18 protein-coding genes are annotated in these 26827 nt (G+C 60.5%); 15 read left to right on the top strand and 3 right to left on the bottom strand.

What is annotated here, in order from left to right:
- Positions 1 to 180: 180 nt before the first annotated feature.
- The 11 genes from FJ404_06210 to FJ404_06160 all read left to right on the top strand — a co-directional run bounded on the left by FJ404_06210 (position 181) and on the right by FJ404_06160 (position 14654).
- Positions 181 to 1791: an AAA family ATPase gene (locus FJ404_06210; GenBank protein ID MBM3822464.1), complete on the top strand. Its 1611-nt coding sequence runs from the start codon at positions 181 to 183 to the stop codon at positions 1789 to 1791.
- Positions 1792 to 2089: 298 nt separating this feature from the next.
- On the top strand, positions 2090 to 3193 hold the full coding sequence (gene ychF, locus FJ404_06205; protein MBM3822463.1) for a redox-regulated ATPase YchF: 1104 nt from the start codon (positions 2090 to 2092) through the stop codon (positions 3191 to 3193).
- Between the two features lie 53 nt (positions 3194 to 3246).
- Positions 3247 to 5787, top strand: a complete 2541-nt coding sequence (locus FJ404_06200; GenBank protein MBM3822462.1) for a glycosyltransferase — start codon at positions 3247 to 3249, stop codon at positions 5785 to 5787.
- Positions 5787 to 6263, top strand: coding sequence for a glycine cleavage system protein H (locus FJ404_06195; GenBank protein ID MBM3822461.1), 477 nt, complete (start codon positions 5787 to 5789; stop codon positions 6261 to 6263). Before FJ404_06200 ends, FJ404_06195 begins: the two co-directional genes overlap by 1 nt.
- A 77-nt stretch (positions 6264 to 6340) precedes the next feature.
- Positions 6341 to 7453 (top strand): cobalamin biosynthesis protein P47K, encoded by a 1113-nt coding sequence (locus FJ404_06190; protein MBM3822460.1) that lies wholly within the window; start codon positions 6341 to 6343, stop codon positions 7451 to 7453.
- Between the two features lie 89 nt (positions 7454 to 7542).
- The gene (locus FJ404_06185) at positions 7543 to 7929 is read left to right on the top strand and encodes a hypothetical protein (protein MBM3822459.1); all 387 of its coding nucleotides are present in this window, start codon (positions 7543 to 7545) and stop codon (positions 7927 to 7929) included.
- Positions 7926 to 8780, top strand: coding sequence for a ferredoxin family protein (locus FJ404_06180; protein MBM3822458.1), 855 nt, complete (start codon positions 7926 to 7928; stop codon positions 8778 to 8780). The genes FJ404_06185 and FJ404_06180 overlap by 4 nt, the downstream gene beginning before the upstream one ends.
- A 120-nt stretch (positions 8781 to 8900) precedes the next feature.
- Positions 8901 to 10241 carry a radical SAM protein gene (locus FJ404_06175; GenBank protein MBM3822457.1) on the top strand — a complete coding sequence of 447 codons (1341 nt, stop codon included), beginning with the start codon at positions 8901 to 8903 and terminating at the stop codon, positions 10239 to 10241.
- Positions 10242 to 10256: 15 nt separating this feature from the next.
- Positions 10257 to 12023 (top strand): DUF116 domain-containing protein, encoded by a 1767-nt coding sequence (locus tag FJ404_06170; GenBank protein MBM3822456.1) that lies wholly within the window; start codon positions 10257 to 10259, stop codon positions 12021 to 12023.
- 287 nt (positions 12024 to 12310) lie between these two features.
- On the top strand, positions 12311 to 13387 hold the full coding sequence (locus tag FJ404_06165; protein ID MBM3822455.1) for a hypothetical protein: 1077 nt from the start codon (positions 12311 to 12313) through the stop codon (positions 13385 to 13387).
- A 1-nt stretch (position 13388) separates the two neighbouring features.
- Positions 13389 to 14654: a hypothetical protein gene (locus tag FJ404_06160; protein ID MBM3822454.1), complete on the top strand. Its 1266-nt coding sequence runs from the start codon at positions 13389 to 13391 to the stop codon at positions 14652 to 14654.
- Between the two features lie 21 nt (positions 14655 to 14675).
- On the opposite strand, the gene gnd is transcribed toward FJ404_06160, so the two are convergent.
- The gene (gene gnd, locus FJ404_06155; protein ID MBM3822453.1) at positions 14676 to 16130 is read right to left on the bottom strand and encodes a decarboxylating NADP(+)-dependent phosphogluconate dehydrogenase; all 1455 of its coding nucleotides are present in this window, start codon (positions 16128 to 16130) and stop codon (positions 14676 to 14678) included.
- Here gnd and FJ404_06150 point away from each other — a divergent pair.
- Genes FJ404_06150 through FJ404_06140 form a run of 3 tightly spaced genes read left to right on the top strand, consistent with a single transcriptional unit; the run spans position 16129 to position 20149 of the window.
- The gene (locus tag FJ404_06150) at positions 16129 to 17235 is read left to right on the top strand and encodes a hypothetical protein (GenBank protein MBM3822452.1); all 1107 of its coding nucleotides are present in this window, start codon (positions 16129 to 16131) and stop codon (positions 17233 to 17235) included. The two genes, gnd and FJ404_06150, sit on opposite strands and share 2 nt — an antisense overlap.
- Positions 17232 to 18272 carry a C4-dicarboxylate ABC transporter substrate-binding protein gene (locus tag FJ404_06145; protein MBM3822451.1) on the top strand — a complete coding sequence of 347 codons (1041 nt, stop codon included), beginning with the start codon at positions 17232 to 17234 and terminating at the stop codon, positions 18270 to 18272. The genes FJ404_06150 and FJ404_06145 overlap by 4 nt, the downstream gene beginning before the upstream one ends.
- Entirely contained in the window at positions 18269 to 20149 is a 1881-nt protein-coding gene (locus FJ404_06140) for a TRAP transporter large permease subunit (GenBank protein ID MBM3822450.1), read from the top strand. Before FJ404_06145 ends, FJ404_06140 begins: the two co-directional genes overlap by 4 nt.
- Positions 20150 to 20172: 23 nt before the next feature.
- Here the strand turns inward: FJ404_06140 and ruvB are convergent, their stop codons facing one another.
- Both ruvB and FJ404_06130 read right to left on the bottom strand, forming a co-directional pair.
- On the bottom strand, positions 20173 to 21198 hold the full coding sequence (gene ruvB, locus FJ404_06135; protein ID MBM3822449.1) for a Holliday junction branch migration DNA helicase RuvB: 1026 nt from the start codon (positions 21196 to 21198) through the stop codon (positions 20173 to 20175).
- A 92-nt stretch (positions 21199 to 21290) separates the two neighbouring features.
- Positions 21291 to 23936, bottom strand: coding sequence for a DUF1553 domain-containing protein (locus FJ404_06130; GenBank protein MBM3822448.1), 2646 nt, complete (start codon positions 23934 to 23936; stop codon positions 21291 to 21293).
- A 383-nt stretch (positions 23937 to 24319) separates the two neighbouring features.
- Here FJ404_06130 and FJ404_06125 point away from each other — a divergent pair, with 383 nt between their 5' ends.
- Positions 24320 to 26794 (top strand): c-type cytochrome, encoded by a 2475-nt coding sequence (locus FJ404_06125; protein MBM3822447.1) that lies wholly within the window; start codon positions 24320 to 24322, stop codon positions 26792 to 26794.
- The last annotated feature ends 33 nt before the right edge of the window (positions 26795 to 26827 follow it).

Below are 26827 nucleotides of genomic sequence, written 5' to 3'. Positions count from 1 at the left end.
TGGTAGGGCGGGCCTGTCCCAGCCCGCCGCCCACGGGATGCAAAACATCATGCTCCGGCGGCGCGCCGGGACGGACGCGCCCTACCTGCATCACCGGCAACATCGGGATGCACCGCCAGGGGTGGGGTGCAATCCGTGCGAGTTGCCAAACAAGGCTTCGTGGTTCAGGGTATGCGCCTGATGACGAATGCACGTGTTTGGGCAGGACCCCCGACTCCGGAGGAGTTTCAACGCCAGGTCCAGGAGTTCATGCGGCAGCATTTTGAGCGCATGACCCAGAAGACGGCGCGGACCGCAACTTCGGAGCAGGAGCCGCCGCCGGATGCGCCGGCGCCTCCCGCGGCCGAGTTCAAATTCGAACACAAACCCAAGGACGTGAAGGCTTACCTGGATCGCTATGTGATCCGGCAAGAAGCGGCGAAGAAAGTTCTCAGCGTGGCGCTGTGTGACCACTACCAGCATGTCCGGCAGTCGATGGAAGGGAAGGCGCCGTCGCATTACGCCAAGCAGAATGTGCTGCTGCTCGGTCCCACCGGGGTGGGCAAGACCTATCTCATTCGAAGCATCGCCGATCTCATCGGGGTTCCTTTCGTCAAGGCGGACGCGACGAAGTTTTCCGAGACAGGGTACGTGGGAGGCGACGTGGAGGATCTCGTGCGTGACCTGGTGCGGAAGGCCGATGGCCAGATCGATCGGGCGCAATACGGAATCATTTACATCGACGAGATCGACAAGATCGCGTCGTCGTCGAACGTGGCGGGCCGGGACGTGAGCGGCCGGGGGGTGCAGACGAATCTCCTCAAGTTGATGGAGGAAACGGACGTGCCGGCCAGGGCCGCGAATGATTTGGGCGCGCAAATTCAGTCCATGATGGACAATGCCCGCGGCAAGAAATCGTCGGCGACGATCAATACGCGGAACATTCTCTTCGTCGTGAGCGGTGCTTTCAGCGGCTTGGAGAAGATTGTGAGGAAAAGGGCGCGTGAAGCCGCGATTGGTTTTGGCGCGGCCGCGGCCGGCACCGGGGTCGAGGAGGGCTGGCTGGAGCACGCGCGCACGCAGGATTTCATCGAGTTCGGCCTGGAGCCCGAGTTCATCGGGCGTCTGCCGGTGCGCGTGGTCTGCCTCCCCCTCTCGGTGGAGGATTTGTTCGGAATCTTGAAGAATTCCGAGGGCAGCATCGTGCGCCAGTACGAGCAATCGTTCGGCGCCTATGGGATCGAGGTGTTTTTCGAGGACGACGGATTGCGCGCCATTGCCGAGCGGGCGGCGGAGGAAAAGACGGGGGCACGCGGGCTGATGACGGTGTGTGAGGAAGTGCTGCGACCCTTCAAATACGAACTGCCTTCCACCACCGTGAAGCGATTTCGGATCCACCGCGCGCTGGTGGAGGATCCGGAGGCTGAATTGAAGAGGGTGTTGCTGTTGCAGCGCGAGGAGGAGCGCTCGATGTTGCGGCAGGTCGTGCGGGAATTCGGCCGACGGTTCCAGGACGCGCACGGGCTCGAGATCGAGTTCACGGACGGGGCTGCGGACCGTTTGATTGCGCTGGCCCTGGATGGGGGCCGTCCGGTTCGCGAAGTCTGCGCGGAACGGTTCAAGGACTTTCAATTTGGCCTGCGGTTGATCGCCCAGAACACAGGGCAGACCAGTTTCAAGGTGGACGAAGAGACGGTGAACGCGCCGGACGACCGGTTGAGCGCTTGGGTGGTGGCCAGCTATCGGGGCGCGGCCCCATCCGAACCTCCACCCGGGGCCAAGGCGCCCTCGGAACCGCCGCCGATTGCGTGATTCATCGAGGTTGTTCCGCGTCATTCGAGGTGATGCCGTGCATCCCGATGTTGCCGGTGATGCAGGTAGGGCGCGTCCGTCCCGGCGCGCCGCCGGAGCATGATGTTTTGCATCCCGTGGGCGGCGGGCTGGGACAGGCCCGCCCTACCAACAACATCGGGATGCACCGGAGGTGATGGGGGCTTTGCAGAGCGTCTTGACCTGAGGGGGGGTTGTTTCCATCATCCCGCCCCCGCGCGTTTTCACCCGGGCCTGTTGTAGGCTTTCGGGATGGTACGCGCGCAAATCGTTTACCTGTATGCTCAAAGCTGGAATCGTCGGACTTCCCAATGTAGGCAAGTCGACGTTGTTTAACGCGGTGACCCGAACCCGCAAGGCCGAGGCCGCCAACTATCCTTTTTGCACCATTGATCCGAATGTCGGCGTGGTGACGGTGCCCGACTCGCGGTTGGGCGTGCTGGCCAAAATCGCCAAGACCTCCACCCTCATCCCGGCGGCGGTCGAGTTCGTGGATATTGCCGGGCTGGTCCGCGGGGCTTCCCAGGGCGAGGGCTTGGGCAACAAATTCCTCAGCCACATTCGCGAAGTCGATGCCATCGTGCAGGTGGTGCGTTGCTTCGAGGACGGCGATATCCATCACGTGGCGGGTTCGGTGGATCCCGTGCGGGACATCGAGACGATCACCACCGAGTTGGTCATGGCCGATCTGGACGCGGTCAAGAAGCGGATTGAGAAAGGGGCGAAGGACGCGAAACGGGGGGACAAAATCGCTCTGGCGGAGGAGGCGGTGTTGAAGAAGGTCGAGCCGCATCTGGACGCGGGCAAGCCGGCGATCACGCTCGACCTTGCACCGGAGGAGAAGGCGATCGCGCGCGGGTTTTACCTGTTGACCGACAAGCCGACGATCTTTGCGGCGAATGTCAAAGAATCGGAGCTGGCTCAGGCTGATGGCATGGCGCATGTCCAGAAAGTCAAAGCTTACGCGGCCGCGCATCACAGTTGCGAAACGGTCGTGATCAGCGCCCAGATCGAGAGCGACCTGGTCGATCTTTCCGAGGAGGAAGCGCAGGCTTTCCTGCGGGAGCTGGGAGTGGCGGAGTCGGGGGTGGGCGCGTTGATTCGCGCCACGTATCATCTGTTGGGACTGCGGACCTATTTCACCGCGGGCGAGAAAGAAGTGCGCGCGTGGACCATTCACGCCGGGGACACGGCGCCCAAGGCGGCGGGGGTGATTCATAGCGATTTCGAGCGCGGCTTCATCAAAGCCGAGACGGTAGCTTACGAGGACTTGGTCCAGTGCGGCTCGGTGGCGGCGGCGCGCGAGAAGGGGCTTTATCGCATGGAAGGCAAGGAATACGTCGTTCGTGACGGCGACGTGCTGCTGTTCAAGTTCAACGTTTGAAATTCTTTCAGGAACCCTCGATGACGCGCCGCCTTTCAGGCGTCTAGGAATTCATGAGCTTCGGTCCTGCCCGGCCTCCCCGTGTGACGGTGGATGGGAAGGGGTTCCGCGTGGGGCCCGCGAAGTTCTTCGTCAAGGGGGTCACCTACGGGCCCTTTCGCCCGAATGGATCCGGCCAGCCTTTTCCCGAGCCGGAGGAGGCGCGGCGCGATTTCGAAGGGTTGCGGCGGCTGGGAGCGAATGTGCTGCGGGTTTATCATGTGCCGCCGCGGTGGTTCCTCGATTTGGCGGAGACGCAAGGGTTTCGGCTGCTCATCGACATTCCCTGGAACAAGGAGGCGTGTTTCCTCGATGACCCGAGGTTGCAACGGGAGGCGCGCGAGGCTGCCCGGCGGGCGGCGGAACAGTGTGCCCGCCATCACGCGGTGTTTGCCTTCAGCGTGGTGAACGAAATCCCGGCGGACATCGTGCGGTGGAGCGGGCAGCGCGCCGTGGAGCGGTTCATCGACGAATTGATCGACGAGATCAAGCGCGTGGATCCGGAAGCACTCTGCACGTTCGGCAATTTCCCCACGACCGAGTTTCTTTCGCCGGGCGGCGCGGATTTTCGCTGCTTCAATCTTTATCTCCATCACCAGCGGTCCTGGGAGGCTTATGTCGGCCGGTTGCAGATGCTGGCGGACGCGCGTCCTCTGTTGCTTGGGGAAATCGGGATCGACAGCATTCGGGAGGGGGAGGATGCCCAGGCGGAGATCCTGAGTTGGCAGGTGGAGGCCGCGTTCCGCGCGGGCACGGCGGGCGTGATTGTTTTCAGTTTCACGGATGAATGGCACAAGGATGGGGTGGAAGTGGCGGACTGGGCCTTTGGGCTGACCCGGTCGAATCGCGAGCTGAAGCCGGCCTTTGGCGCGGTGACGAGGTCGTTCGGCCTGGCGCCCAGGTTTCCTTTGCCGCGCAGCCCGAAGGTGTCCGTCGTGGTGGCCAGTTATCAAGGGGCGGCGACGCTGAGGGCGTGTCTGGCGTCGCTGCGGAAGCTGCATTACCCGGATTACGAGGTGATCCTGGTCGATGACGGATCGCGTGACGAGACCGCGCGGATTGCCACAGAGTTTCCGGACGTGCGTTATGTTCCTCACGCTGAAAATCGCGGATTATCGGCGGCGCGGAACACGGGGATCGCCGCGGCCCAGGGTGAGCTTGTCGCCTTTACGGACGCGGATTGCCGGGCGGATGAGGATTGGCTGCATTTTGTGGTGGGGGATTTGTTGCGGGGGGATTTTACCGGCATGGGTGGGCATAATTTCCTGCCGCCCGATGATTCGTGGGTGGCCGCGGCGGTCATGGTTTCGCCGGGCGGGCCCGCGCACGTGATGCTGACCGATCGGGAGGCGGAGCATATCCCCGGCTGCAACATGGTTTTTTACCGTTGGGCTTTGCTGGAGGTGGGAGGTTTCGACCCGGTGTTTCGGAAAGCGGGGGATGACGTGGATTTGTGCTGGCGTTTGCAGCAGCGTGGATTCCGCATCGGGTTCAGTCCCGGCGGTTTCGTCTGGCATTATCGGCGTTCCACGGTGGGGGAGTATTTGCGGCAGCAGCGGGGATATGGAGAGGCGGAGGCCTTGCTCGTTCATCGGCATCCGGAATACTTCAATGCCATCGGGGGTCATTTGTGGCGGGGCACGATTTACTCGCCGGCGAAGCTGAGCCTGCTGTTTCGACCGGCCATGATTTATCATGGACTGTTTGGAACGGGGATGTTCCAGGCTATTTACAGGCCTGGGCCGTCCGGTTTGTTCCTGATGTTCACCAGCATCGAGTATCACGCGCTGGTGAGCTTGCCGCTCGTCGTGGTTTCATTTCCGTTGCCGTTCCTGTGGCCGGTGGCGGTGACCAATCTGGTGATGGTGGGGGTGTTGTGTGTGGTGGCCGGGGCGCAGGCGGCTGTCCCTCGTTCCCGAAGGCGATTATGGTCCCGTCCACTCATTGCTCTCCTCTACCTGTTGCAGCCGATCGTGCGAGGGTGGGCGCGATATCGCGGCCGGCTCGACCTTCAGCAAAGACTGCCTCCGAGCGCGGTGGACAGTTTTGAGAGCATGGCGCGCGGGCAGGCGGAGCCGGGGTTGGACGAAGTTTGCTATCATTCCGCAAATGATTTTGACCGGGTGGGTTTTCTTGGGAGGCTGACGTCGAGGCTTGAGCAGGAGGGTTGGCGGATTCGCACGGACACCGGGTGGAGTGATTATGACCTGGAAGCCCAGGGCGATCGGTTGGGCCGGTTGCGGCTGACCACCGTGATGGAATCGCGCCACGGCAACAGGCGAGTCTTGCGATGTCGATTGCAGGTGGTGCCGACGTTGACGGCGAGGTTGATCGTCGCCGTGGCGGCGGGCGGGTGTTTGGTGGTGGCCGGTGTGTTGGCGCGTCGCTGGCCGTGGGTTTGGCTGGTTCTGGCGGGACTGCCGTTTCTGGTTTGGTGGCTCAACCAGCAACGCCAGCGATTGCAACGGATTTTCGCGGTCTTCCTCGACAAGGTGGCCGAGGAGGAGAGCCTGGTGGCGCAGAACAAGAAATCCCAAGCCGGAGGGCAGGGCTGATGTCCAGGCCGCCACTCAAAACCGTTTTTTACAAGCGGTCGACGTTCGTCACGCATTTGCCTGTCGATTACCTTTACACGCCGGCGCACGCGTGGATGTCCAGGATGCCGGAGGGCGTGGTCAGGGTTGGATTGACCAAGTTTGCGGTGCGGATGCTGGGTGAAACCGTGGATGTCGGGTTGGAAATCGGGGCAGGCGAGCCCGTGCAGCCCGGGAAGATCGTGGGATGGGTCGAGGGATTCAAGGCGATTTCGGATTTGTATTGTCCGGCGGCCGGACTTTTTCTGGGAATGAACCCCGCCTTGGCGAAGAAGTCCGCTCTGGTTCACGAAAGCAACTACACGGAAGGGTGGTTGTACGAAGTGCAGGGCGAGCCTGGAGAGAAGAGTCTGGACGTGATGGCATATCGGGCCTTGCTCGACAGCACGATCGACCGCATCCTTGCCCAGCAAAAGCACTCCGATCCCAGCGCATGAACGATTCCTCCTCCGCACCTGCGACGACGCGAGCGCCGGCTGTCCCCGACTTGGGCGATTCGATGGCTCGCTACGTAATGATCGGCGGTTTTCTCGGGGCGGGGAAGACGACCTGCATGATGCGGTTGGGGGAGCGGTTGCGTGACGAAGGGCGAAGGACAGGTTTGATCACGAATGATCAGGCGAGCGAGCTCGTCGACACGGCGTGGTTCCGGCAGCGGGGTTTTTCAACCGCGGAAATTGCCGGCGGATGTTTCTGTTGCCGATTCGATTCTCTGACGGACGCGGCCAGGCAATTGACGGCGGAGACTCGGCCCGAGTTCATTCTCGCCGAACCGGTCGGCAGTTGCACGGATTTGGTGGCGACGGTGAGCTATCCGTTGCGGCGGATCTATGGGGACCGTTTCGTGGTGGCCCCCTTGAGTGTCGTGGTGGACCCCATCCGGGCTGAACGCGTGTTGGGACTGGAATCCGGTTCCAGTTTTTCGGAGAAAGTTCTCTACATTTACCGCAAGCAGTTGGAGGAAGCGGAACTCATTGTGATCAACAAGCGGGAGCTGTTGTCTCCCGAGCGATTGCGGCGTTTAAGCGACGCGCTGCAGGAAAGGCATCCCAAATCCACCGTTTTCCAGGTCTCGGCGAGGGAAGGTTCGGGACTGGACGCATGGTTCGATCACCTGCGGCGGGGAGAAGCCGGACGGTGGAAGGCTATGCCTGTGGATTACGATGTTTACGCGGAGGGGGAGGCGTTGCTGGGGTGGCTGAATGCGACGTTGAGTGTGGAGAGTCAAGGGGCGTCAGGTGTTTTCGACGGCAACCAACTGTTGAGGGAGCTGGCGGAGGGGGTGAGGCAATGGTTGGCCTCTCGAGGGCTGGAGATCGCTCATTGCAAGATCACGCTCGAATCGCGTGACGGGTTGGGCGATCTCGGCATTGTGAACGTGGTGCGAAACGATTTCGTGCCGGAGTTAGGCCAGGCATTGCCCGAGTCCATCAGGGCGGGCCAGCTGACCTTCAATTTGCGGGCCGAGGGAGATCCCGAGCTTTTGGCCGAGGCGCTTCAGAGCACGGTGCGAGCACGGGTGGTTGAGGCGAGCGAGGCGGGCCTCGTGATGAGGGTGGAACATCTGGAGCGATTCCGTCCGGGCCGTCCGACGCCGACCCATCGGATGGCGGGGTTGGAGGATTAGGGGAGAACCCGGCCCGATATGAATTCCAGCACGAGCTTTGAGACGCACATGGATCCCGGTGGCCATCTTGTCTTAAGAAGAAACTCGCCATGAGTGCGCCGCGCATTCTCTACTGTCATTGCAACTACGCCCAGGTGGTTCCGCGGGAGACGAAGGAAGCCGTGTTGAGGCACCTTTGTTCCGGCGGGGCGGCGTTTGAGGCGGTGGCGGACTTGTGTGAAATGTCGGCGCGCAAGGATGGCGCCCTGCAAAGACTGGCGGATCCGAATGGCGGGGGTGTCCGGATTGCCGCCTGTTTTCCCAGGGCCGTGAAGTGGCTTTTTGCTTCCGCGGGCGCGCCGCTGACCTCGGACCGTGTTGAAGTCTTGAACATGCGTGTGCAACCCGCCCAGGAAATCGTCGAGGCTTTGGGCCGGCCGGAATTGCGGCCGAATCTCCCGTCCGGGAAAGAAACGACGGAATCTTCGCCCTCATGAGCACCCTGACGGAACCGACGTTGCGAATTGTCTTTTTCGAAGGCGAAACGGCGTCCCATTGGCCGGGGGAAACGCTTTTCGAGACCATGAGCGTGTTGTTGGGGAAGGGATATGCCCTGACACGGCCCCAGCCGGGCGGGCGAGTGTCTCCCCATGATCGAGGAGAGACGGTGTGGCTGGGCCAGTTTGAAGGGGCGGTGGTGCCCGAACCGATGGACCGCGCCGATCGGGCACGTTTTCTGGATGTGAGCGGGATGCCCGCGGAGGCGGTGGCGGAAAAGGTGGAGGCTCGTCGGGGAGAGGCCAAGGCAGTGGAGCATGGGCTTTGGAAGCCTTGGTTTCCGGTGATTGACTATGATCGCTGCACCAATTGCATGCAGTGTTTGAGTTTTTGTCTCTTCGGGGTTTACGGTGTGGACGAGCAGCAAAAAATCCAGGCGCAGAACCTGGATCAATGCAAGACCAACTGTCCCGCGTGTTCCCGCGTCTGCCCAGAGGCGGCGATCATGTTCCCGAAATACAAGTCGGGACCGATCAATGGCGACCAGGTGAGCGACGCCGATTTGAACCGGGAAAAGATGAAGATTGATATTTCCGCTCTGCTGGGGGGCGACGTGTATGACATGCTCCGCACGAGGAGCGAGCGGGCCAAGAGCCGGTTTTCCAAGGAACGCGACTCCGACAAGGCGCTGGCCGAGCGGCAAAAGTGCTTGACCAAGCTGGCCCAGTTGACGGCGGACGTTCCTCGGGAAGTGCTGATGAGCCTGCCGTCGCCCGAGGAAATTGCGCGCAAGGCGGAGGAGGCGAGGCAGCGCGCCGCTCGTCACTTGGGGCAAATGCCCGAGGCTTGAGACATGCCGCGGGTCCTGCCCATGATTTTTCGAAACCGAATGGGGACCGTTTCGGTCTTGAAGCCACAGGCACGCTGGTCGAGGCGTGGCCGGTCTCGGTGACCGAATCCGAAGTTGAGTATGTTGCCCGCGTTGACATGGCGGATTATGCGGACCGTGGATCCGAGGTTGCTGGCGAAGTTCGCCTGGAACTTCGGTTGGAAGGGCATGCTCAGTGTGGAACGTTTCAAGCGGCGCGCCCGGCGGGGAGAGTATTTTCCCCCGTTCCTGTATCTCTCCATCTTGAACTCCTGCAATCTGAGGTGCCAGGGGTGCTGGGTGGATGTTGAGGCGGAGCGGACTCAAATTGACCTGGGTCTGCTCAATCGCACCATCCGCGACGCGAAGGCGCACGGGAATTCGTTCTTCGGGATCCTGGGCGGGGAGCCCTTCATGCATCCGGATTTGCTTGAGTTACTGGCCAGCCATCCGGACGCGTATTTTCAGGTTTTTACCAACGGCCAATTCATTACCGACAAGGTTGCGCGAAAGTTGCGTCAGATAGGCAACGCGACGCCGTTGGTCAGCATCGAGGGATTGGAAGTGGCGAGCGACGAGCGCCGGGGCAAGGCGGACGTTTTGAATCGAACCTTGCGGGGGCTCGACGCGTGCTTGCGCGAGAAACTCCTCACCGGTGTTGCCACCAGTGTTTGCCAGTCGAATATCGATGATTTGCTCTCCGAAGCGTGGCTGCGCGAGTTGATTCGACGAGGTGTTCACTACGTCTGGTACCACACTTACCGTCCGGTTGGGCCCAAGATGAGTGCCGAACTTGCATTGCGACCTGACCAGCTGGTTCGGGTTCGGCGGTTCATCGTCGAAATGCGTTGCCGCATGCCCATCGGCATGCTGGACGCGTATTACGATCATGTGGGCAAGGCATTGTGTCCCATGGCGACGGGGGTGAGTCACCATGTGGGTCCGGGAGGCTGGATCGAGCCTTGTCCGATTCTGCAGTTTGCGACGGAGAACATTCGCGATGACCGGGGTGTCTTTGAGGCCATTCGCAGCAGTGCCTTCTTGAAGGACTTCCGGGAAACCACGGCGGGGGCGACTCGGGGATGCGTCGTCCTGGAACGTCCGGATTTGGTGGCGGACCTGGCGCGCCGGCATCAAGCCCGGGACACGACCTTGCGCGGCACTGCGATGGTTGAACTGGCCGCCATGAAGCCCCGTTTCAGTCAATGGCTGCCGGGGGAGGAGATTCCTGAACGTCATTGGATGTATCGCCTTGCCAAGAAGTATTGGTTCAATGATTTCCGGGCTTACGACCGGACGCCACCGGAGCCGGGGACTCGACTCAAAGCCTTGAAATCGATGCTCGACCCGGCTGGAAACCAAGGGATAACTTTGTCCCAGCCCAGCTCTCCCAGGACGGCCTCGGCGGCCGGTTCGCCTGAGAAGGCTGGCGTCAGCGGTTGATTGCTCGCACAGGTTATGCACACGAGTTCCATTTCTTTCGCGCCTCTCGCCTTGCCGCGCCCGGTGCCTCAACAGAAGGCCAGACCGCCCAAGAAGAACATACCGCAAACGCCCGAAGAGAGGACCCGTGTCCTTCATGCGGTGCGTCATTACGTCGCGGAATTCAACCCTGTTCCGCCGTTGCCACTAGCGCAATTGAAGGTGCATGCGGACCGGATGATTGCCGCGCTGGGTTGCGATCCGATTTACCGAGATTATGTGGGGGTGCTTCTCAACAACGAGATTTGGCGCGAGCAACTGGCCAGTGTTCCTTACGAGCGGAGGCTGCTGCTGCTTCCGAAATGCCTGCGCGTGGAGAGCAAATGCCCGGCGCCGTTTGATGAGTTTGGGCTGTTGTGCAAGCAATGCGGGTTGTGCTCGATTCAGGACTTGCAGGTCGAAGCCGAACGTTTGGGATATGCTGTTCTGGTAGCGGAGGGCTCTGCCATCGTCATGTCCTTGATTCAGACCGGCAAGATTGAGGCCATTGTGGGTGTCAGTTGTCTCAGCGTGTTGGAACGGGCGTTTCCCTACATGGAAGCCGCGGCGGTTCCGGGCGTGGCGGTGCCGTTGCTTCAAGACGACTGCATCGACACCAACGTCGATTTGGATTGGGTCTGGGACTACATTCATTTGACCAGCGAGGACAAGACCCGGCGGATGGATTTGGCGGCGTTGCGCGAGGAGATTGATTTTTGGTTTTCCCCGGCCTCACTGGATTTGATCCTCGGTCCGAGCGAATCCCGCACGGAGCAGATTGCCAAGGACTGGCTTATGCGGGCGGGCAAGCGGTGGCGTCCGTTCTTGACCGCGTCCGCATTCCAGGCGCTGCGGGATGACCCGGGCGGGCCCTTGCCGGAGGATTTGAAGAAAGTCGCGGTCGCGGTGGAGTGTTTTCACAAAGCGTCGTTGATTCACGATGACATCGAGGATGGGGACGCGAGCCGGTATGGGGAGAAAACGCTCCACGAGGAGCATGGAGTTGCGGTGGCTTTGAATGTGGGGGATCTGTTGATCGGGGAGGGTTATCGTTTGTTGGCTTCGAGCAAGTTCAGCACCCGGCAAACCTCGGCGATGGTGCTTGCCGCCACCGAGGGGCAGCGCGAACTTTGCCGTGGGCAAGGAGCGGAGCTGATTTGGGCCAGGGAGCCGAAGCCGATGACGACCCTCCAGGTGCTGGATATTTTCCGGCGGAAGACCGCTCCCGCGTTCGAGGTCGCGTTGCGCCTCGGCTCGCTCTGTGCCGGGGTGCAACAGCATGACGAAGTCCGGGACTCGCTCCATGCTTACTCGGAGGCCCTGGGCATCGCTTATCAGATTCGAGACGATCTCGACGACTTGGGTGGATCTTCCGAGTCGAATGATTTGGCGGGTATGCGGCCCAGCGTCGTCCTAGCGAGTGCTTACGAACGAGCTTCCCAGGCGGAGCACCGCGACCGACTGGAGAAACTGTGGCGCAGGGATCTCTCCTCGGGAAGTTGCAAGGGCATGGAATCGATTTACGCCGAACTCAAAGTTGAAGAACGCGTCCGCACCCTGCTGGAAACCTACAAAGAAGAGGCAGTCCGTTCCCTGGCGAGTTTGGAGCATCCAAGTTTGAAGGGCCTTCTGCGTCGGGTGATGGGTAAGATCTTCAACGATACGGAGATCAAAGGGTGGTGCAAAGAGTTTGAGCCCAAGGCCTTAGATTGTGACACGGGTTCCGGTTCACCCGATCTCGATCGAAAAGTGGTCTTGCTTTAGAACCGGATTGGGAAGCGCGGCGATTTGACGCAAAGCTCCAGCCTCTATCCCGCTGGGGGCAAATCACTTCCCACATTATTCTAAGGGAGATTCGGATTTGGCCGATGAACTGCTTGTAGGGGCGAGTCTTACGTTTGTGAAAACTGCCGACATTGGACTGGCTTGAATCTCCGTTGCGAGTTATGAGAACCATCGTTGCTTGCTCGGGGAGTGCCATTGGGCCGATTGGCTACGCGGGAATGGACCCGTGTCGTGATGCGGCAAGATTCGATCTCAGAACACATGACATGAAAAAGATCCTGATTGCGTTGCTGGCGTTCTTATGGGTTTCCACCGGCATGTTTGCCCAGCCCGCCAATAGTCCTCGCCGTGACTTTTGGACGGCGGATGACCCCGTGTTTTCAGTGATTGCCACCAACGGGAAGATTTATTTGGGGGGAAGTTTCTCCGCCATTGGTTTTGGGGCAGCCGGAGGCACCACGCTTAGCGCTGAGATGGGGACTCCGGACTTGGAGATGCCGACCGTGACGGGAACCCTCAACGCGGCGGTGAGCGATGGCGCGGGCGGATGGTTTGTCGGGGGCTCGTTCACCGCCGTGGGAGGAACGGCGCGGAACAATCTGGCTCATATTCGCTCGGATCGAACGGTCACGACTTCGTTTAATCCCAACGTCAACGGACCCGTCCACACCCTGTTGCTTGCGGGTAATGTTCTTTACGCGGGTGGCGCATTCACCCGTTTTGGCGTCGGAGCCGTGGCGGCGCCGCGGACGAATCTGGCGGCGCTCAACCCGGCTTCGGGTGCCGTCCTGGCCTTGGCGCCGAATCCGACCGGTCCGGTGCATGCTTTGGCCAGTTTTGGATCGCGCCTGTTTATCGGCGGTGCGTTCAACCAGATTTCGAGTGAATCCAGGACGAACTTGGCGGCGATTGATGCCGTGACCGGCGCGGTGACGGATTGGGATCCGCGTCCGGTCGGCCGTGTCAATGCGATGGCCTACGCGAACGACGAATTGATCGTCGGGGGGAGCTTCAGTGCTATTTCCGGCGTGGCCCGGCTGAATTTGGCGAAAGTGGATCCTTTTACCGACACCGTGTCTGCTTGGGCGCCGAACCCGGATGGTCCGGTCCATGCAGTTTTGCGGGCTGGATCGCGGATTTATGTGGGAGGCACATTCACCAACATCGCCTCCCAGCCGCGGCGTGGATTTGCCTCTTTGGATCCGGCGACGGGACAGAATGGGTTTGATTTTGGAGTGGACGGAGAAGTGCGGACGATGGCGTCGAATGGGAGCCGGTTATTTGTGGGGGGGGCAATTCACACGTTTCGGCGGCAACCCGCGTTCCAACGCGGCGGCGATTGAGTTGTCCAACGACAATCTTTCGGCCGATTGGGCTTCCGAGATAGGAGGCGCTTTGAATGCGATGGCCGCGACCACGAATGCGATTTATGTCGGGGGCAGCTTCAACTCGATCGGGGGAGAACGCAGAAGCGGTTTGGCCGTGCTGGATGAATTGTCAGGGCAAATTCTTCCCTGGAATCCAAGCTTGAGGTTGGAAGGGACCAACGAAACCGTTGGGAGCGTGTTTTCCACGGTTTATTCCGAGCAGCGGCTTTACGTTGGCGGAGAGTTCACCAAGGTAGGAGGATTGGCTCGGACGAATCTGGTCGCGGTTCATGCGGACACGGGGGAAGTTTTGCCTTGGTCGCCGAATCCGAATGGGGTGGTGGAAGTGGTCCATGTCGGGGCGGGCCGCCTCTTTGTGGGGGGAACCTTTCAATCGGTGGGTGGGGTGACTCGAACCAATTTGGCGTCCCTCGATTTGAACACGGGCGCGGTGGGAGATCTTGCGCCCAACCCCAACGGAACGGTGTTTGCGCTGACCGCGACCGAGCAAGTGCTCTACGTGGGGGGGAATTTCAATTCGCTCAGCGCTCGTCAGCGTTTCAATTTGGGCGCGGTGAATTTGGCCACCGGCGCGGTGACGCCGTGGAATCCGTTCGCGCAGGGAGAGGTGCGCGCTTTGGCTCTGGATGGAAGTCGGATTTTCGTGGGGGGCGCGTTTGCGAGCATCGGGTCTCAGTTCCGGACCAATCTGGCGGCTTTGGACGTCCGCACGGGTCTTGCCACCGATTGGGTCACGCCGACGGACCGCACGGTGGAAATGCTTCGCATCATGAACGGATACTTGTTCGTGGGCGGTCAGTTTGGCTCGGTGAATGGGCAGGCTCGGAACCGGTTGGCGGCTTTAAGTCTGACGAACGCGTCGGATTTTGGCTGGGCTCCGGCGTTCAACAACCAGGTTTTTTCCGTGGCGCTCGTGGAGGGGGGCACGTATTACGTGGGCGGGAGTTTCACGACCGCCACGGGCGCGAATGTGCAGGGATTCGCGGTGTTTCCGCCTTTCGGGGTGCACTCACTCGCCCTTTCCCGGGAAGCCACCAATCGGCTGCAGCTTCGGATCAAGGGCAACGCGGGAGAACGGCACGTGATTCAGAGTTCGACCAACCTGATCGATTGGGTTTCGCTCGTGACCAACAGTGCCGGACTGCCGAACTTTAGCTTCGCCCTCAACATCACCGGGGTCGCCACCAACCGGTACTATCGCAGTTTCCTGCCCAAGCAATAAGTCTTGAACCTGCAGGTGTGGTTAGACGTTGTAGGTGGTGCTCGAGACGGAGCCGCCCCGGCCGGTCCAGTTCGTATGAAAAAACTGTCCGCGCGGTTTGTCCACGCGCTCGTAGGTGTGAGCGCCGAAGTAATCTCGCTGGGCTTGCAGTAAATTCGCGGGGAGCACCGCACTGCGGTAACTATCGTAGAAGGCCAGGGCGGTGCTGAAGGCGGGAACCGGGATGCCTTTCTTGGCCGCGGTGGCCACCACATTGCGCCAGCCTTTCTGGCACTTCTTGATTTCCCCCCGGAAATAGTCGTCGAGCATGAGATTGCTCAACTTGGGGTTCTTTTCGAAGGCCTCCTTGATCTTCCCGAGGAACCGGCTGCGGATGATGCACCCGCCGCGCCACATCAGGGCAATGCCGCCGTAGTTCAAATGCCATCGGTACTCGGTGGCCGCGGCTCTCATGAGCATGTAGCCTTGGGCATAGCTCACAATCTTGGAGGCGTAGAGCGCCTGGCGGACGTCCTCGACCCATTTGGCTCGCTCCCCTGAAATCTTAGGACGAGGCCCTTTCAATTTGCGGGCCGCTTTGACGCGTTCATCCTTAAGGGCGGAAACGCACCGCGCATAAACCGCCTCGGCAATGAGGGTAATGGGAATGCCCAGGTCTTGCGAGTTGACCACGGTCCATTTTCCGGTGCCTTTTTGGCCGGCCGTATCGAGGATTTTGTCCACCAGCGGCTGTCCATCCTCGTCCTTGAAACCGAGGATGTCGCGGCTGATTTCGACGAGGTAGGAATCGAGTTCCCCTTTGTTCCACTCGGAGAACACCTCGTGCATTTCCTGGCTGCTCATGCCGAGCCCGGTTCTCATGAGATTGTAAGCCTCACAAATCAGCTGCATGTCCCCGTATTCGATGCCGTTGTGGACCATTTTGACGTAATGGCCGGCACCGGCTTCGCCGACCCAGTCGCAGCAAGGGGCTCCGCCTTCGACTTTGGCTGAAATCGCCTGAAAGATCTCCTTCACGAAAGGCCAGGCGGACGGGGAACCTCCGGGCATGATGGAGGGTCCGCGGCGGGCGCCTTCCTCGCCGCCGGAGACGCCGGTGCCGATGTAGCGCAGTCCCTTGCTCTCGACGTGTTTGACCCTGCGATTCGTGTCGTCGAAAAGGGAGTTGCCCCCGTCGATGATGATATCCCCGGCCTCCAGATGAGGAAGGAGTTGCTCAATGAATTCGTCCACGGCCGCCCCGGCTTTGACGAGCATCATGACCCGGCGAGGTTTCTTGAGGAGGGAAACCATTTCCGCGATGGAACGGGCGCCAAGGACTTTGGTGCCCTTGGCTTCGTGGGCCAGGAATTCGTCCACCTTGGAGAGGGTGCGGTTGTAAGCGACCACGGTGTAGCCGTGATCGTTCATGTTGAGAATGAGGTTTTGGCCCATGACGGCCAAGCCGATGAGCGCGATGTCGCCTTGAGGTTCCATGTTGTTCGTGTCGTTACTCAAAAAACCGCGGGAAATTGACATGGGACCCCGGGGGCGGCGAGCAATTAATTGGCTTTTCCTGGGGGAGGTGGAAGCGGTAAAAGCTGGCGCGCGTTTTCGCGCAAGCGTGTTGACCATGGCGGGTTCTATTTCAGATTCAAAGGGTTATCGCGGCTTGAGGCCAGTCTTCATGGTGGCCTTGGCGGCGATGATGCTCGGTTCGGCGTGTTCCGTCCGGCGGATGGCGGTCAACAAACTCGGCGATGCCCTGGCCTCGGGCAGCAGCGGCTTTGCCTCGGACGATGATCCCGAATTGGTGAAAGGGGCGGTGCCCTTCAGCTTGAAGCTGATTGAATCGTTGCTGGTGGAGAGTCCGCGCCATCGCGGTTTGTTGCTGGCGGCCGCGAGCGGGTTCACGCAGTACTCGTTTGCTTTTGTGCAGCAAGAGGCGGATGAGGCCGAGGAGCAAAGTTTGGACGCGGCGGAGGCTGGACGTGCCCGGGCCGGCAAACTTTATCGCCGCGCGCGTGATTACGGTTTGCGAGGGCTCGAGTTGAAGCATTCGGGGTTGGGTCGCAGGCTGAACGAAGATCCCAAGTCCGCCGTGCGGTCGTTCGGAAAGACGGACGTGCCCTTGCTTTACTGGACCGCGGCTTCGTGGGGGGCGCTTATTTCGCTCTCAAAAAACTCGCCGGAGTTGATCGCCCAGCAGCCGGTGGTGGAGGCGATGATGGACCGGGCGCTGGAATTGGATTCGAGCTTTGAAGGGGGCGCAATCCATGCCTTCATGATCAGTTACGAAAGCGCGAGGCCCGGCGGACAATCGTCGGCGGAGGGCCGGTCTCGAGAGCATTTTCATCGTGCGGTGGCAAGCTCCGGCGGGCGTCTGGCCGGACCTTACGTGAGCTTGGCGGAGGCGGTGAGCGTGCGGAAGCAGGATGCGGCGGAGTTCAAGCGATTATTGGAAGCTGCGCTTGCCGTGGATCCCGAAGCGCATCCCCCCTGGCGGCTGGCGAACCTGGTCATGCAGCGACGGGCTCGCTGGTTGTTGAAGCGAATGGACGAGTTTTTCGCCCCAGAGATGCCGAATTCGGAAAAACCATGAATGTGAGCTTTTGCAATCGATGGATCGGGCTGGCGCTGACCGCCGGAGGAATTTGGGCTGGCGGCTTGGAAGCTTGGTCCGCCGACACGGTGAAGATCCGGTTAGCCACCCTGGCTCCGAAAGACACATCGTTTCACAAGAGCCTGCTGGCGATGGGTGAAAAGTGGAAGAAAGCCTCGGGAGGTGCCGTGTCCCTGACCCTCTACACGGACGGCACCATGGGGGGGGAGGCGGATATGGTGCGACGGATGCGGGTGGGGCAGATTCAGGCATCTTTGCTTTCGGTGGCCGGGCTTTTGCAGATCGACGACTCGGTCACGGCGCTGCAATTGATGCCGATGGCCTTCCACAGTTTTCAAGAGTATGACTTCGTCAGTGAAAAGTTGCGCCCGATGCTCGAAAAGCGGATCGAGGATAAGGGGTTTGTTTCTTTGTTTTGGGGGGATGCGGGCTGGGTTCGCTTTTTCTCGAAACAGCCGGCATTGAAACCCGGCGAGATGTCAAAGTTGAAGATGTTCGTATGGTCCGGCGACACCCGCAGCGGCGAAGTGATGAGGGGGATTGGGATCAACGCGATTCCGCTCGAGCAGACGGATATTCTGACCGGGTTGCAGACGGGGCTCATCGACGTGGTCCCCTCCATTCCGGTGTATGCGCTGGCTGGTCAGTTTTTCGCGCCCGCGCCGCATATGCTGGACGTGGCGTGGGTGCCCCTGGTGGGAGCCACCGTGATCTCCAAGAAGGTTTGGGGTGGCATTCCGGCCGCCGTGCGAATCGAAATGTTGAAAGCGGCGGAGGAGGCGGGGAAGCAAATCCGGGAACGTTCGCGGGTTGAGAGTCAGGAAGCCATTGAAGCGATGGAGAAGCGCGGATTGAAGGTGCACAAGCTCGATGAGGCTGGATTGAAGGAGTGGCGGGATTTTGCGGAAAGTGTGCATCCCAAAGTGCGGGGCAAGGTGGTGCCCGCGGAATTGTTCGATGAGGTTCAGAGGTTGCTGAAGGACTTTCGTTCCACGTCCGCCCGATCGGGCCCATGAACCTCGAAGGAATTCAATCCGAGGTCGCGGGGCAACAGCCCGGGCCGGATCGGCGCCGGTGGCTGTTCAAGGCGGAGGACGGGATTTTGGCGTTGGCGATGCTGGGACTGATGGCGTTGCCTTTGCTTGAGAGTCTTTTGCGAAAGGCTTTCAACACGGGCATTCCGGGGGCGATCGCCATCACGCAGAACCTGACGCTGGTGATCGGCATGCTCGGCGGCGCGATCGCGGCGAGGGATCACCGGTTGCTCTCGATGTCCGCACTTCCCTCCGTATTGACAGGCGCCTGGAAATCCGGGGCGGGAATCTTCAACGCGGTGGTGTCGGTGGTTCTCACGGTTTTCCTCTGTGTGGCCAGTTGGCAATTCGTGCTCACGGAGAAGGAGAGCGGCCACCTGCTCGTGGGCGCAATTCCGGTGTGGCCGTTGGAACTGGTCATGGTGGGCGGCTTTGGACTGATCGCCTGGAGGATGGTGCTGGGCGCGGCGCCCGGATGGGGTGCGCGAGGCATGGTCCTGGCCGTCGCGGCGGTTTTGATCTGGCTCGCGTGGCGCCCGCCCATCGCGGCGGAGAAGTTGGTCTGGCCTTGTCTGGGCATCCTGGCCGCCGCCGCGGTGTTGGGAGCGCCGATTTTCGTCATGCTGGGGGGCGCCGCGATGATTTTATTTTGGGGTGACGATCTTCCCATCGCTTCCGTCTCCATCAGCCATCACAAGCTGGTGACGGATGCGGCATTGCCCTCCATTCCGTTATTCACTCTGGCGGGATATTTTCTGGCCGAAGGGGGTGCTTCGAAGCGGTTACTCCGATTGTTCAAGGCATTGGCGGGACATCTGCGCGGAGGACCGGCGATTGTCACCTGCCTGGTCTGCGCTTTTTTCACGACGTTCACCGGGGCGAGCGGGGTGACCATTTTGGCCCTGGGAGGCATCCTGCTTCCGGTTTTGAATGCGGCGGGGTATTCGGCGCGCAATTCTCTGGGACTCATCACCAGCGCGGGATCGTTGGGGCTTCTTTTTCCGCCCTGCTTGCCTTTGATTCTTTACACCATCATCGCCAACAACAGCGCCAAAGCGGGATTGAGCATCAAGGCGATGTTCTTGGGGGGAATTGTTCCCGGCATTCTCATGTTGATCGTGACGGCGGCGTTGGGGATATGGCAGGCCCCTCGAGCCTCGGGTCGACGCCCGAGATTCGACTGGAGTGAGGCTAAGGCGGCGGTGGCGGACGCGAAGTGGGAGTTGTTGTTGCCCGTGGTGGCGTTTGTGGGACTCTTTGGCGGGTTTGCCACCGCGGTGGAAACGGCGGCGTTGACGGCGTTTTACGCGTTCATTTCCCAAGCATGGATTCATCGCGATCTTCGCGTCCGGGAGGACGGTCCGAGAGTGATGGTGGAATGCGGTTCGCTGATGGGAGGCGTGCTCTTGATCCTCGGAGTTGCCTACGGATTTACGAACTACCTGGTGGACGCGCAAATACCGGCTCGGATGCTGGAATGGGCCTCGACCCATGTGCAATCGAAATGGCTGTTCTTGCTGGGTCTGAACGTGGTTCTCATCCTGGTGGGGGGATTGATCGAGATTTACGCCGCCATCGTGGTGGTAGTGCCCTTGCTGGTTCCCGTGGGAACGGCGCTCGGTATCGACCCGGTTCACCTCGGCATCATTTTTCTGGCGAACATGGAACTGGGATTCCTGGCGCCGCCGGTCGGGTTGAATCTTCTGCTCTCGTCGTATCGATTCAAGACTCCGCTGGTGGAGGTGATGCGGGCCGTGTTGCCAATGCTGGTGGTGTTGTTCCTGGGCGTGTTGCTGATCACGTACGTTCCGGCCTTGACCACTTGGCTGCCCGGATTGTTTGCCAAGCCAGGTTCTTGAGGGTTGGAACTGCCGTTCCGGATTCAGCCAAAAAGTCCCGGTTGGCGGCCGGTGGAGGGGGCTGAGCGACCTAGAACTTTGTAGGCGAGCTCGGTCACGACGCGGCCTTGCGGGGTTCGATTGAGATAGCCTTCCATGATGAGGTAAGGTTCGTACACTTCCTCGATGGTATCCGGTTCTTCCCCAACGGCGACGGCGAGGGAGCTCACCCCGACGGGTCCGCCCCCGAACTTGAGGGCCACGGTTTCCAGAATGCGTTTGTCCATTTCATCGAGGCCGTGCCGGTCAATTTCGAGGATGGCCAGGGCTTGGTCCGCGAGGGGGCCGGTCACTTTGCCGTCGGCGCGAACTTGGGCGTAATCCCTGACGCGGCGGAGCAAATTGTTGGCGATGCGCGGGGTGCCCCGGCTGCGCCGGGCGATTTCGTGGGCGCCATGCTCGTCCATTTCCACCTGCAGCAGCCGTCCGGCGCGCGAGACGATTTTCCTCAATTCATCGGCGTGATAGTAGTCGAGGCGCTCACGGATGCCGAAGCGGGTGAGCAGGGGAGCGGAAAGCAGGCCGCTGCGGGTGGTGGCGCCGATCAGCGTAAATCGGGGAAGATTGAGGCGGACGCTGCGGGCATTGGGGCCCTGATCGATGATAATGTCGAGTTTGAAGTCCTCCATCGCGGGATAGAGGTATTCCTCGATGGTTTTTTGCAGTCGATGGATTTCGTCGATGAACAACACGTCGCCTTCCTCGAGGTTGGTGAGCAATCCCGCGAGGTCCGCGGCTTTTTCGATGGTGGGACCGCTGGTGGGTCGCAACGTCGCGCCCATCGACTTGGCCAGGATGTTGGCGAGGGTGGTTTTTCCGAGTCCGGGCGGACCGCTCAGCAGAATATGGTCGAGGGATTCCTTGCGCTGACGGGCGGCTTCGACGGCGATTTCAAGCCTTTCACGCACTTTGGCCTGGCCCGTGAAATCGGAAAAGAGGGACGGGCGCAGCGTGATTTCCAACGCCGCGTCGGGTTTAACCATGACGTCTGTGATTGGACGCTCCGCCATGTTGAGAAAATCATGGTCGCCGTCGGCGTGCCTCCACAAGGCAAATTGAGAACTCGTTGAATTCAGACTTCAAACCTCGGCGGCTTGGTCGTTCAGTCCAGGAAGAAGAATTCGTTGGAGACGAGAAGGGCTTGGGTGTAACGAGACCAGGCGTCCAGCGGCTCAGGGGGAGGGATCGTTTTCTTGTCTTTCTCCCCTCCGCCCTGTTTGGCGGCGGGTTTGGCAGGTGGTTTGGCATTGGCCAGAGGTTCGTCCAAAAACGTTTGGCCCATTTCGATTTCAGCTCGGCTGGGCTCGCGCTGGAAAACCAAGCGATAGAGATGGCGGACGCGCTCCTCATCTTGTGTGCAGCCTTTCTCGTTTCTCAGCGCCTTCGGAAGATTCCGGGCCTCCTCGACCGTTTGCGCCGGGCCAGCCAGCCGGCAGTCCTCACCTAAACGCCGGGCCAGGGCGCGGGCCTGTTCCGCGATAAACGGGCTGTTGAGCAAAAAGAGCGCTTGCTGGGGAACCGTGGTCGTGAATCGTTTGGCCGAAGTGGTGTCGGGCGAAGCAAAATCGAAGGTTCGGAAGAATCCCGGCAGGTTCTGCCGCTCGATGAAACCGTAGACGCTACGGCGCCCACTAAAGGGTTGGGAGAGCAGTTCCACAGATTGCCCGCCTGACTTCGGGTCCAGACGTCCGCTGACGGCGAGAACGCCGTCCCGCATGGCTTCAAGATCCAACCGGCGCCGGTGAGCTCGCCAAAGCAGGCGATTGGAGGGATCCACCTGCTGACCTTCCTTCCTGACATCGCTGGTCTGACGGTAAGCGCTGGACAGGACGATGGTGCGATGAAGTTTTTTGACGGACCAGCCTTCCTGCATGAATCGCCATGCCAAATGATCCAGGAGCTCGGGGTGGGAGGGGGGACTGGAGCGGAGTCCAAAATCTCCTGAGGTTTCCACGAGGGGCAATCCGAAGAGGTGGTTCCAGACACGATTGACGAACACACGCGCGGTGAGGGGATTGTTCGTGGAGGCGATGGATCGCGCCAATTCCAAACGTCCGCTTCCTTGGGAGAAAGGCTGGCTGGAGGGTTGCTGAAGCAGTGAGGGAAACTGGCGCGGGGCTTCGGGACCGGGATTGCCAGGATTGCCGCGAAGCAGCACCTTGGAATTGCGCGGCGACGGGTTGTCTACGAGCGCCATCGCCTTCGGCGGGGAACCTGGATGAGTGGCCTCTAGTTCCTCGATTTGACGTTTGAGTCGTCGAACTTTTTGGGCGCTGGGAACATCGAAAAGACGCCTGATTTCATCCGGCGGCACCACGGCAGGGGATCCGTCTCCGGTCAGGAGTTGACGCAAAGCGCTCTGTTCGGGATCAGAAAGAGTGGGGCTCTTGGGGTTGCCGTTCGATTCCTTTTTCCAGGCCTGCTCGAGGCGGGTGAAGATTTGAGAGCATTGTTTCGCCAGGTCGGCTAGTGAGGCGGGAGCGGGCTGGATCAGGCCGGATTTGAGCCAGCCCTCGGGCCAAGCGCGGGTTTGATCCTGGACGAGTTGGGCGACGGACGCTTCACGATTGGTTCCCGCGGTTTGAATGGCCTGCAGCCAGAGCTTCGCGAGAGGGTGGGAGGGCGGGTTGTTCGTCCACTTTTTAAGAGTGTCTCGCCACCGTCGGGAGACGCCCGGATCGAGCTTGCGTTCACGGACCAGAGATTCGAACCGGGCAGAATCCGTCAAGTGCTGTCCGTCGAAAGCGGCCAGCCAATAGTCGCCGGTGCGGGCGCGAACCTCGGAGAGAGCCTCCTCCTCTTTTGATTTCTTGAAACTGTCGTGTTCCTCTTGCCGGCGGTCCCGCTCCTTTTTGAAAGCGGGATATTCAGAAGGAAGCGAGGCGGATCCAAGGAGCGGTTTGTCCGCGGGTTCCTGGCTGCTGGCGAAAATGCCGTGCAGCCCGTAATAATCCTTGATGCTGACCGGATCGTATTTGTGGTCATGGCAGCGGGCGCAGGTGACCGTGAGTCCCTGGGTTCCCCGCATGACGACATCGATCCGGTCGTCGATGATGTCGTGCATGTTGTTGAGGAAGCGGCGTCCAAGCGTCAGAAAACCGAGGGCCGCGAGTGGGCGCTGGTCCGTCCCCAAATCGAGCAAATCGGCGGCGATTTGTTCGGTGAGGAACCGGTCGTAGGGAAGGTCCTCGTTGAAAGCGCGGATCACATAATCGCGGTAGGTGTAGGAATAGGGGAAACGGCGTTCCTCCTCGAACACATATCCTTTGGTGTCGGCGTAGCGGGCGACGTCGAGCCAGTAACGCCCCCAGCGTTCGCCGTAGTGAGGAGAATTGAGGAGCCGTTCGACGACTTTTTCGAATGCGCGGGGCGATCGGTCGAGTTCAAAAGCGCGCACCTCTTCCCAGGTGGGTGGAAGCCCGATGAGGTCATACGTGATCCGGCGGAGAAGTGTGCGCTTATCGGCTTCAATCGAAGGCTCGAGTCCGGCGCTTTCCAGCCCGGCGAGGATGAAGGGATCCACCGAAGTGCGGACCCAGCGGGAGTTTGAGACGCGTGGCGGTTCGACACCATGGGCGGGTTGAAAGGCCCAATGAGGGTGGGCGGCTGGCGGGGGCGCGGTGTTCGGTGCCGCCGCCGGATTGCTGGCGCGAACGACACCCGCGAAGGCCAGGACGAGGCTCCACACCAGGCCTAGTCCAGGAAGCCTGTGGTCTGCTGCGTTGGTGAGCGCGAATCGAAATGCCATGATTCTGAGATCATCTTAAGTCTGAAGGGTGGTTTTGGATAGGGTAATTATGGGTTGCCAGGATTCATCGCATCACCGAAGGACTCGGATGGACGGCCGGCCGTGCATCCCGAAGCCGTTCTGTCGTGTGGCCCAGGCTGCCCAGCCTGCCGTATCGCCGACGGCCCGTCGGCCCGGCGGGTGAAGAACGAGGCCATTCCATGCTCTCCACGCGCCTGGTTTCTTTCGTCGCCCCGCAGGCTGAGCAGCCTGCGATACAGCAGACAGGGCTGTCTGCGTTACCAAGACAACCCGGTCACCGACAACTTCTGGATGCACCGGACGGACTGCAGTTGCCGGAAAATAAATTGTGGCCGGGGCTTGAAATGAGCTAGATCGACGGGGTGGATTCTAAGCGGGTGAGGAAATCGGATTTCAGGCAAAGGACGCAATGGGGGCGGCTGTCGAAAGACTTGGTTTTTGGAGCGGCGCTTGGCTTGGTGCAGATGGCGTCGGCCGCGGCGGGCTTGCCGACTCCGTCAGAGCTGACTGTCTTGGTGCCGGGATTCGAGGTCAGGGAAATTCCCGTGCGGCTTCCCAATGTCAACAATTTGCGTTTTGCACCCGATGGATCTCTGACTGCATTGGGTTACAACGGGCGCATCTGGCGGCTGGTGGATTCCAATCGCGACGGTTTAGAAGACAAGGTGATTCCCTTCTGGGAAGCGCCAACACTCCGTGTGCCGGTAGGCATGGCTTGGACGCGCGAGGGCTTGGTGGTGTCCTCGCACGGAAAAGTGTCGTTGCTTCGAGACCAGGACTCGGACGGCAAGGCGGATGTGGAAGAGGTATTGGCCACGGGTTGGCCTCGGACGGACGTGGCATCGGGCGGAGTAGACGCGACCGCCGTGACTGCGGATCGGGATGGAAACCTCTACTTCGGCCTGCTCACTGCGGATTACTCGAATCCGTATCGGATCCAGGACAACGTGTCGCGTTATGACCTGAAGAGTCCCCGCGGCACGATTCAGAAGTGGCATGCGTCCACGCGGCGGTTGGAGTTGGTGGCGAGCGGGATTCGTGTTCCTTATGCGCTGGCGTTCAACCGCGCCGGAGACTTGTTTTTGACGGATCAAGAGGGGGAAACGTGGTGTCCGGGGGGGAACCCGCTGGACGAGTTGAATCACATTCGATTGGGGCGGAATTATGGATTTCCGCCGCGTCACGACCGATGGCTGCCGGGACTCGCCAGCGAGGAACCGGTGGTGGGGTTCGGACCGCAGCACCAGTCCGCCTGCGGACTGGTTTTCAATGACTCCCCAAAGGGGAAGGAGCGGTTTGGTCCGTCGTGGTGGGAAGGCGACGCCTTTGTGGCGGGGGAATCGAGGGGGAAGATTTGGCGCGTGAAGCTGGTGAAGACGGCGTCTGGATATGTGGGCAAGGAGACGATTTTCGCGAGGTCATCGATGCTGGTGACCGACGTGGCGATTTCACCGCGCGGTGAGTTGTATGTTTCCGCGCACAGCGGAGAGCCGGATTGGGGGACGGGTCCGAACGGCATCGGCAAGCTCTTTAAGATTATCTGGCGGGGCCGGGAGGAGCCTCAACCGGTGGCGATTTGGGCATCGGGTTTGATGGAGCTTTCGGTGGCCTTCGATCGTGCGATCGATGCGAGAAAGGCTGACGGGTCGAGTCGCGCGGCGCTGGAGTTCGGAGCTTACGCGCGGGCGGCGGATCGTTTGGAAGTGTTGAAGCCGCCGTATCGCGTGGTGAGGGTCAAGGAATCAACCTCGCGCGGAACTTTGCCGGTCTTGTCCGGACTTGTTTCTCCCGATCGGGGGGTGTTGATGCTGGGCACGGGTCCACAAGCGCTGCCGGTTCATTACGCCTTGCGATTACCCTGGACATCAGGGCCGGGCAGCGCGGGCACGATCGAGGTGGACTTGGACTACACGCTGAATGGGGTGGAAGCCAAGTGGTATCGATCGGGGGAAGTTGAGCCGAGTTGGAGCGGATGGTTCCCGCATTTGGACGACGCGGTGAATCGTGCGTTTCTGGGACCCGCCTTGGGATTGAAACCGGGCGTAGCCAAAGTGCGCGGTTCTGGCCGGTTGGAATTGAGCACCGCGTTGCGTTTGGCAGCGGCGACCAACAGGCTCACCTGGACAGCACGGGAAGCCTTTGAAGTTGAATGGAACGGTAAACGGCAATCGAGTTTCAAAGAGGGGGGCCGATATCGACTCGAGTTGATGGCGGCCGGGAGGGGTCCGGCCATCCCGTTCAAATTGATCCGGTCGAAGTGGGACGGTGGAGATTTTCATGGCCAGATGAGGACGGACGAGAATCCCGAGCCGAGGCCGGTGCCGATGACGGCGTTTCAATTGCCATGGGCTCCGAGGTTCGCCCCGAAGAAAGAGGAGCACGCCCCGGAAGGGGAATCCGATCTAACCAGCGGAGATTCTGGGAAGGGCAGAGAGTTGTTTTTTGGCGAGCGTTTGAAATGCGCGACCTGCCATCGCATCCGGGGGGAGGGCGGCCTGATCGGGGTCGATTTGAGCAATCTTGAGCATCGGGATCCCGGGACCGTGTTGCGGGACATCCTCGATCCAAGCGCGACGATTCATCCGGATTATGTGGCCTACGACGTGGAAACGCTTGCAGGGGAGGTCTGGCAAGGATTCGTGCGAGCCCGCGAGGGGGAAATCCTCGCGGTGGTGACGGCAGACGGAAAGGAACATGCGGTGTCGAGGTCAGAAATCAAACTGATGCGACCAAGCGAAGTATCGCTGATGCCGGCGGGATTGTTGCAGGGTTTGGACGAGCGCGAGATTCGGGATTTGATGACTTTCGTGCTGCGCCGGACAAAAGGGGAGCGGTAAAACCGGAAACGGCAATTGATCAGCATCGATCTC

The sequence above is a fragment of the Verrucomicrobiota bacterium genome, from assembly GCA_016871495.1.
Classification (GTDB): domain Bacteria; phylum Verrucomicrobiota; class Verrucomicrobiia; order Limisphaerales; family VHDF01; genus VHDF01.
Note: the sequence above shows the minus strand (reverse complement) of the source record. Positions and strands in the feature narration are given on the sequence as shown.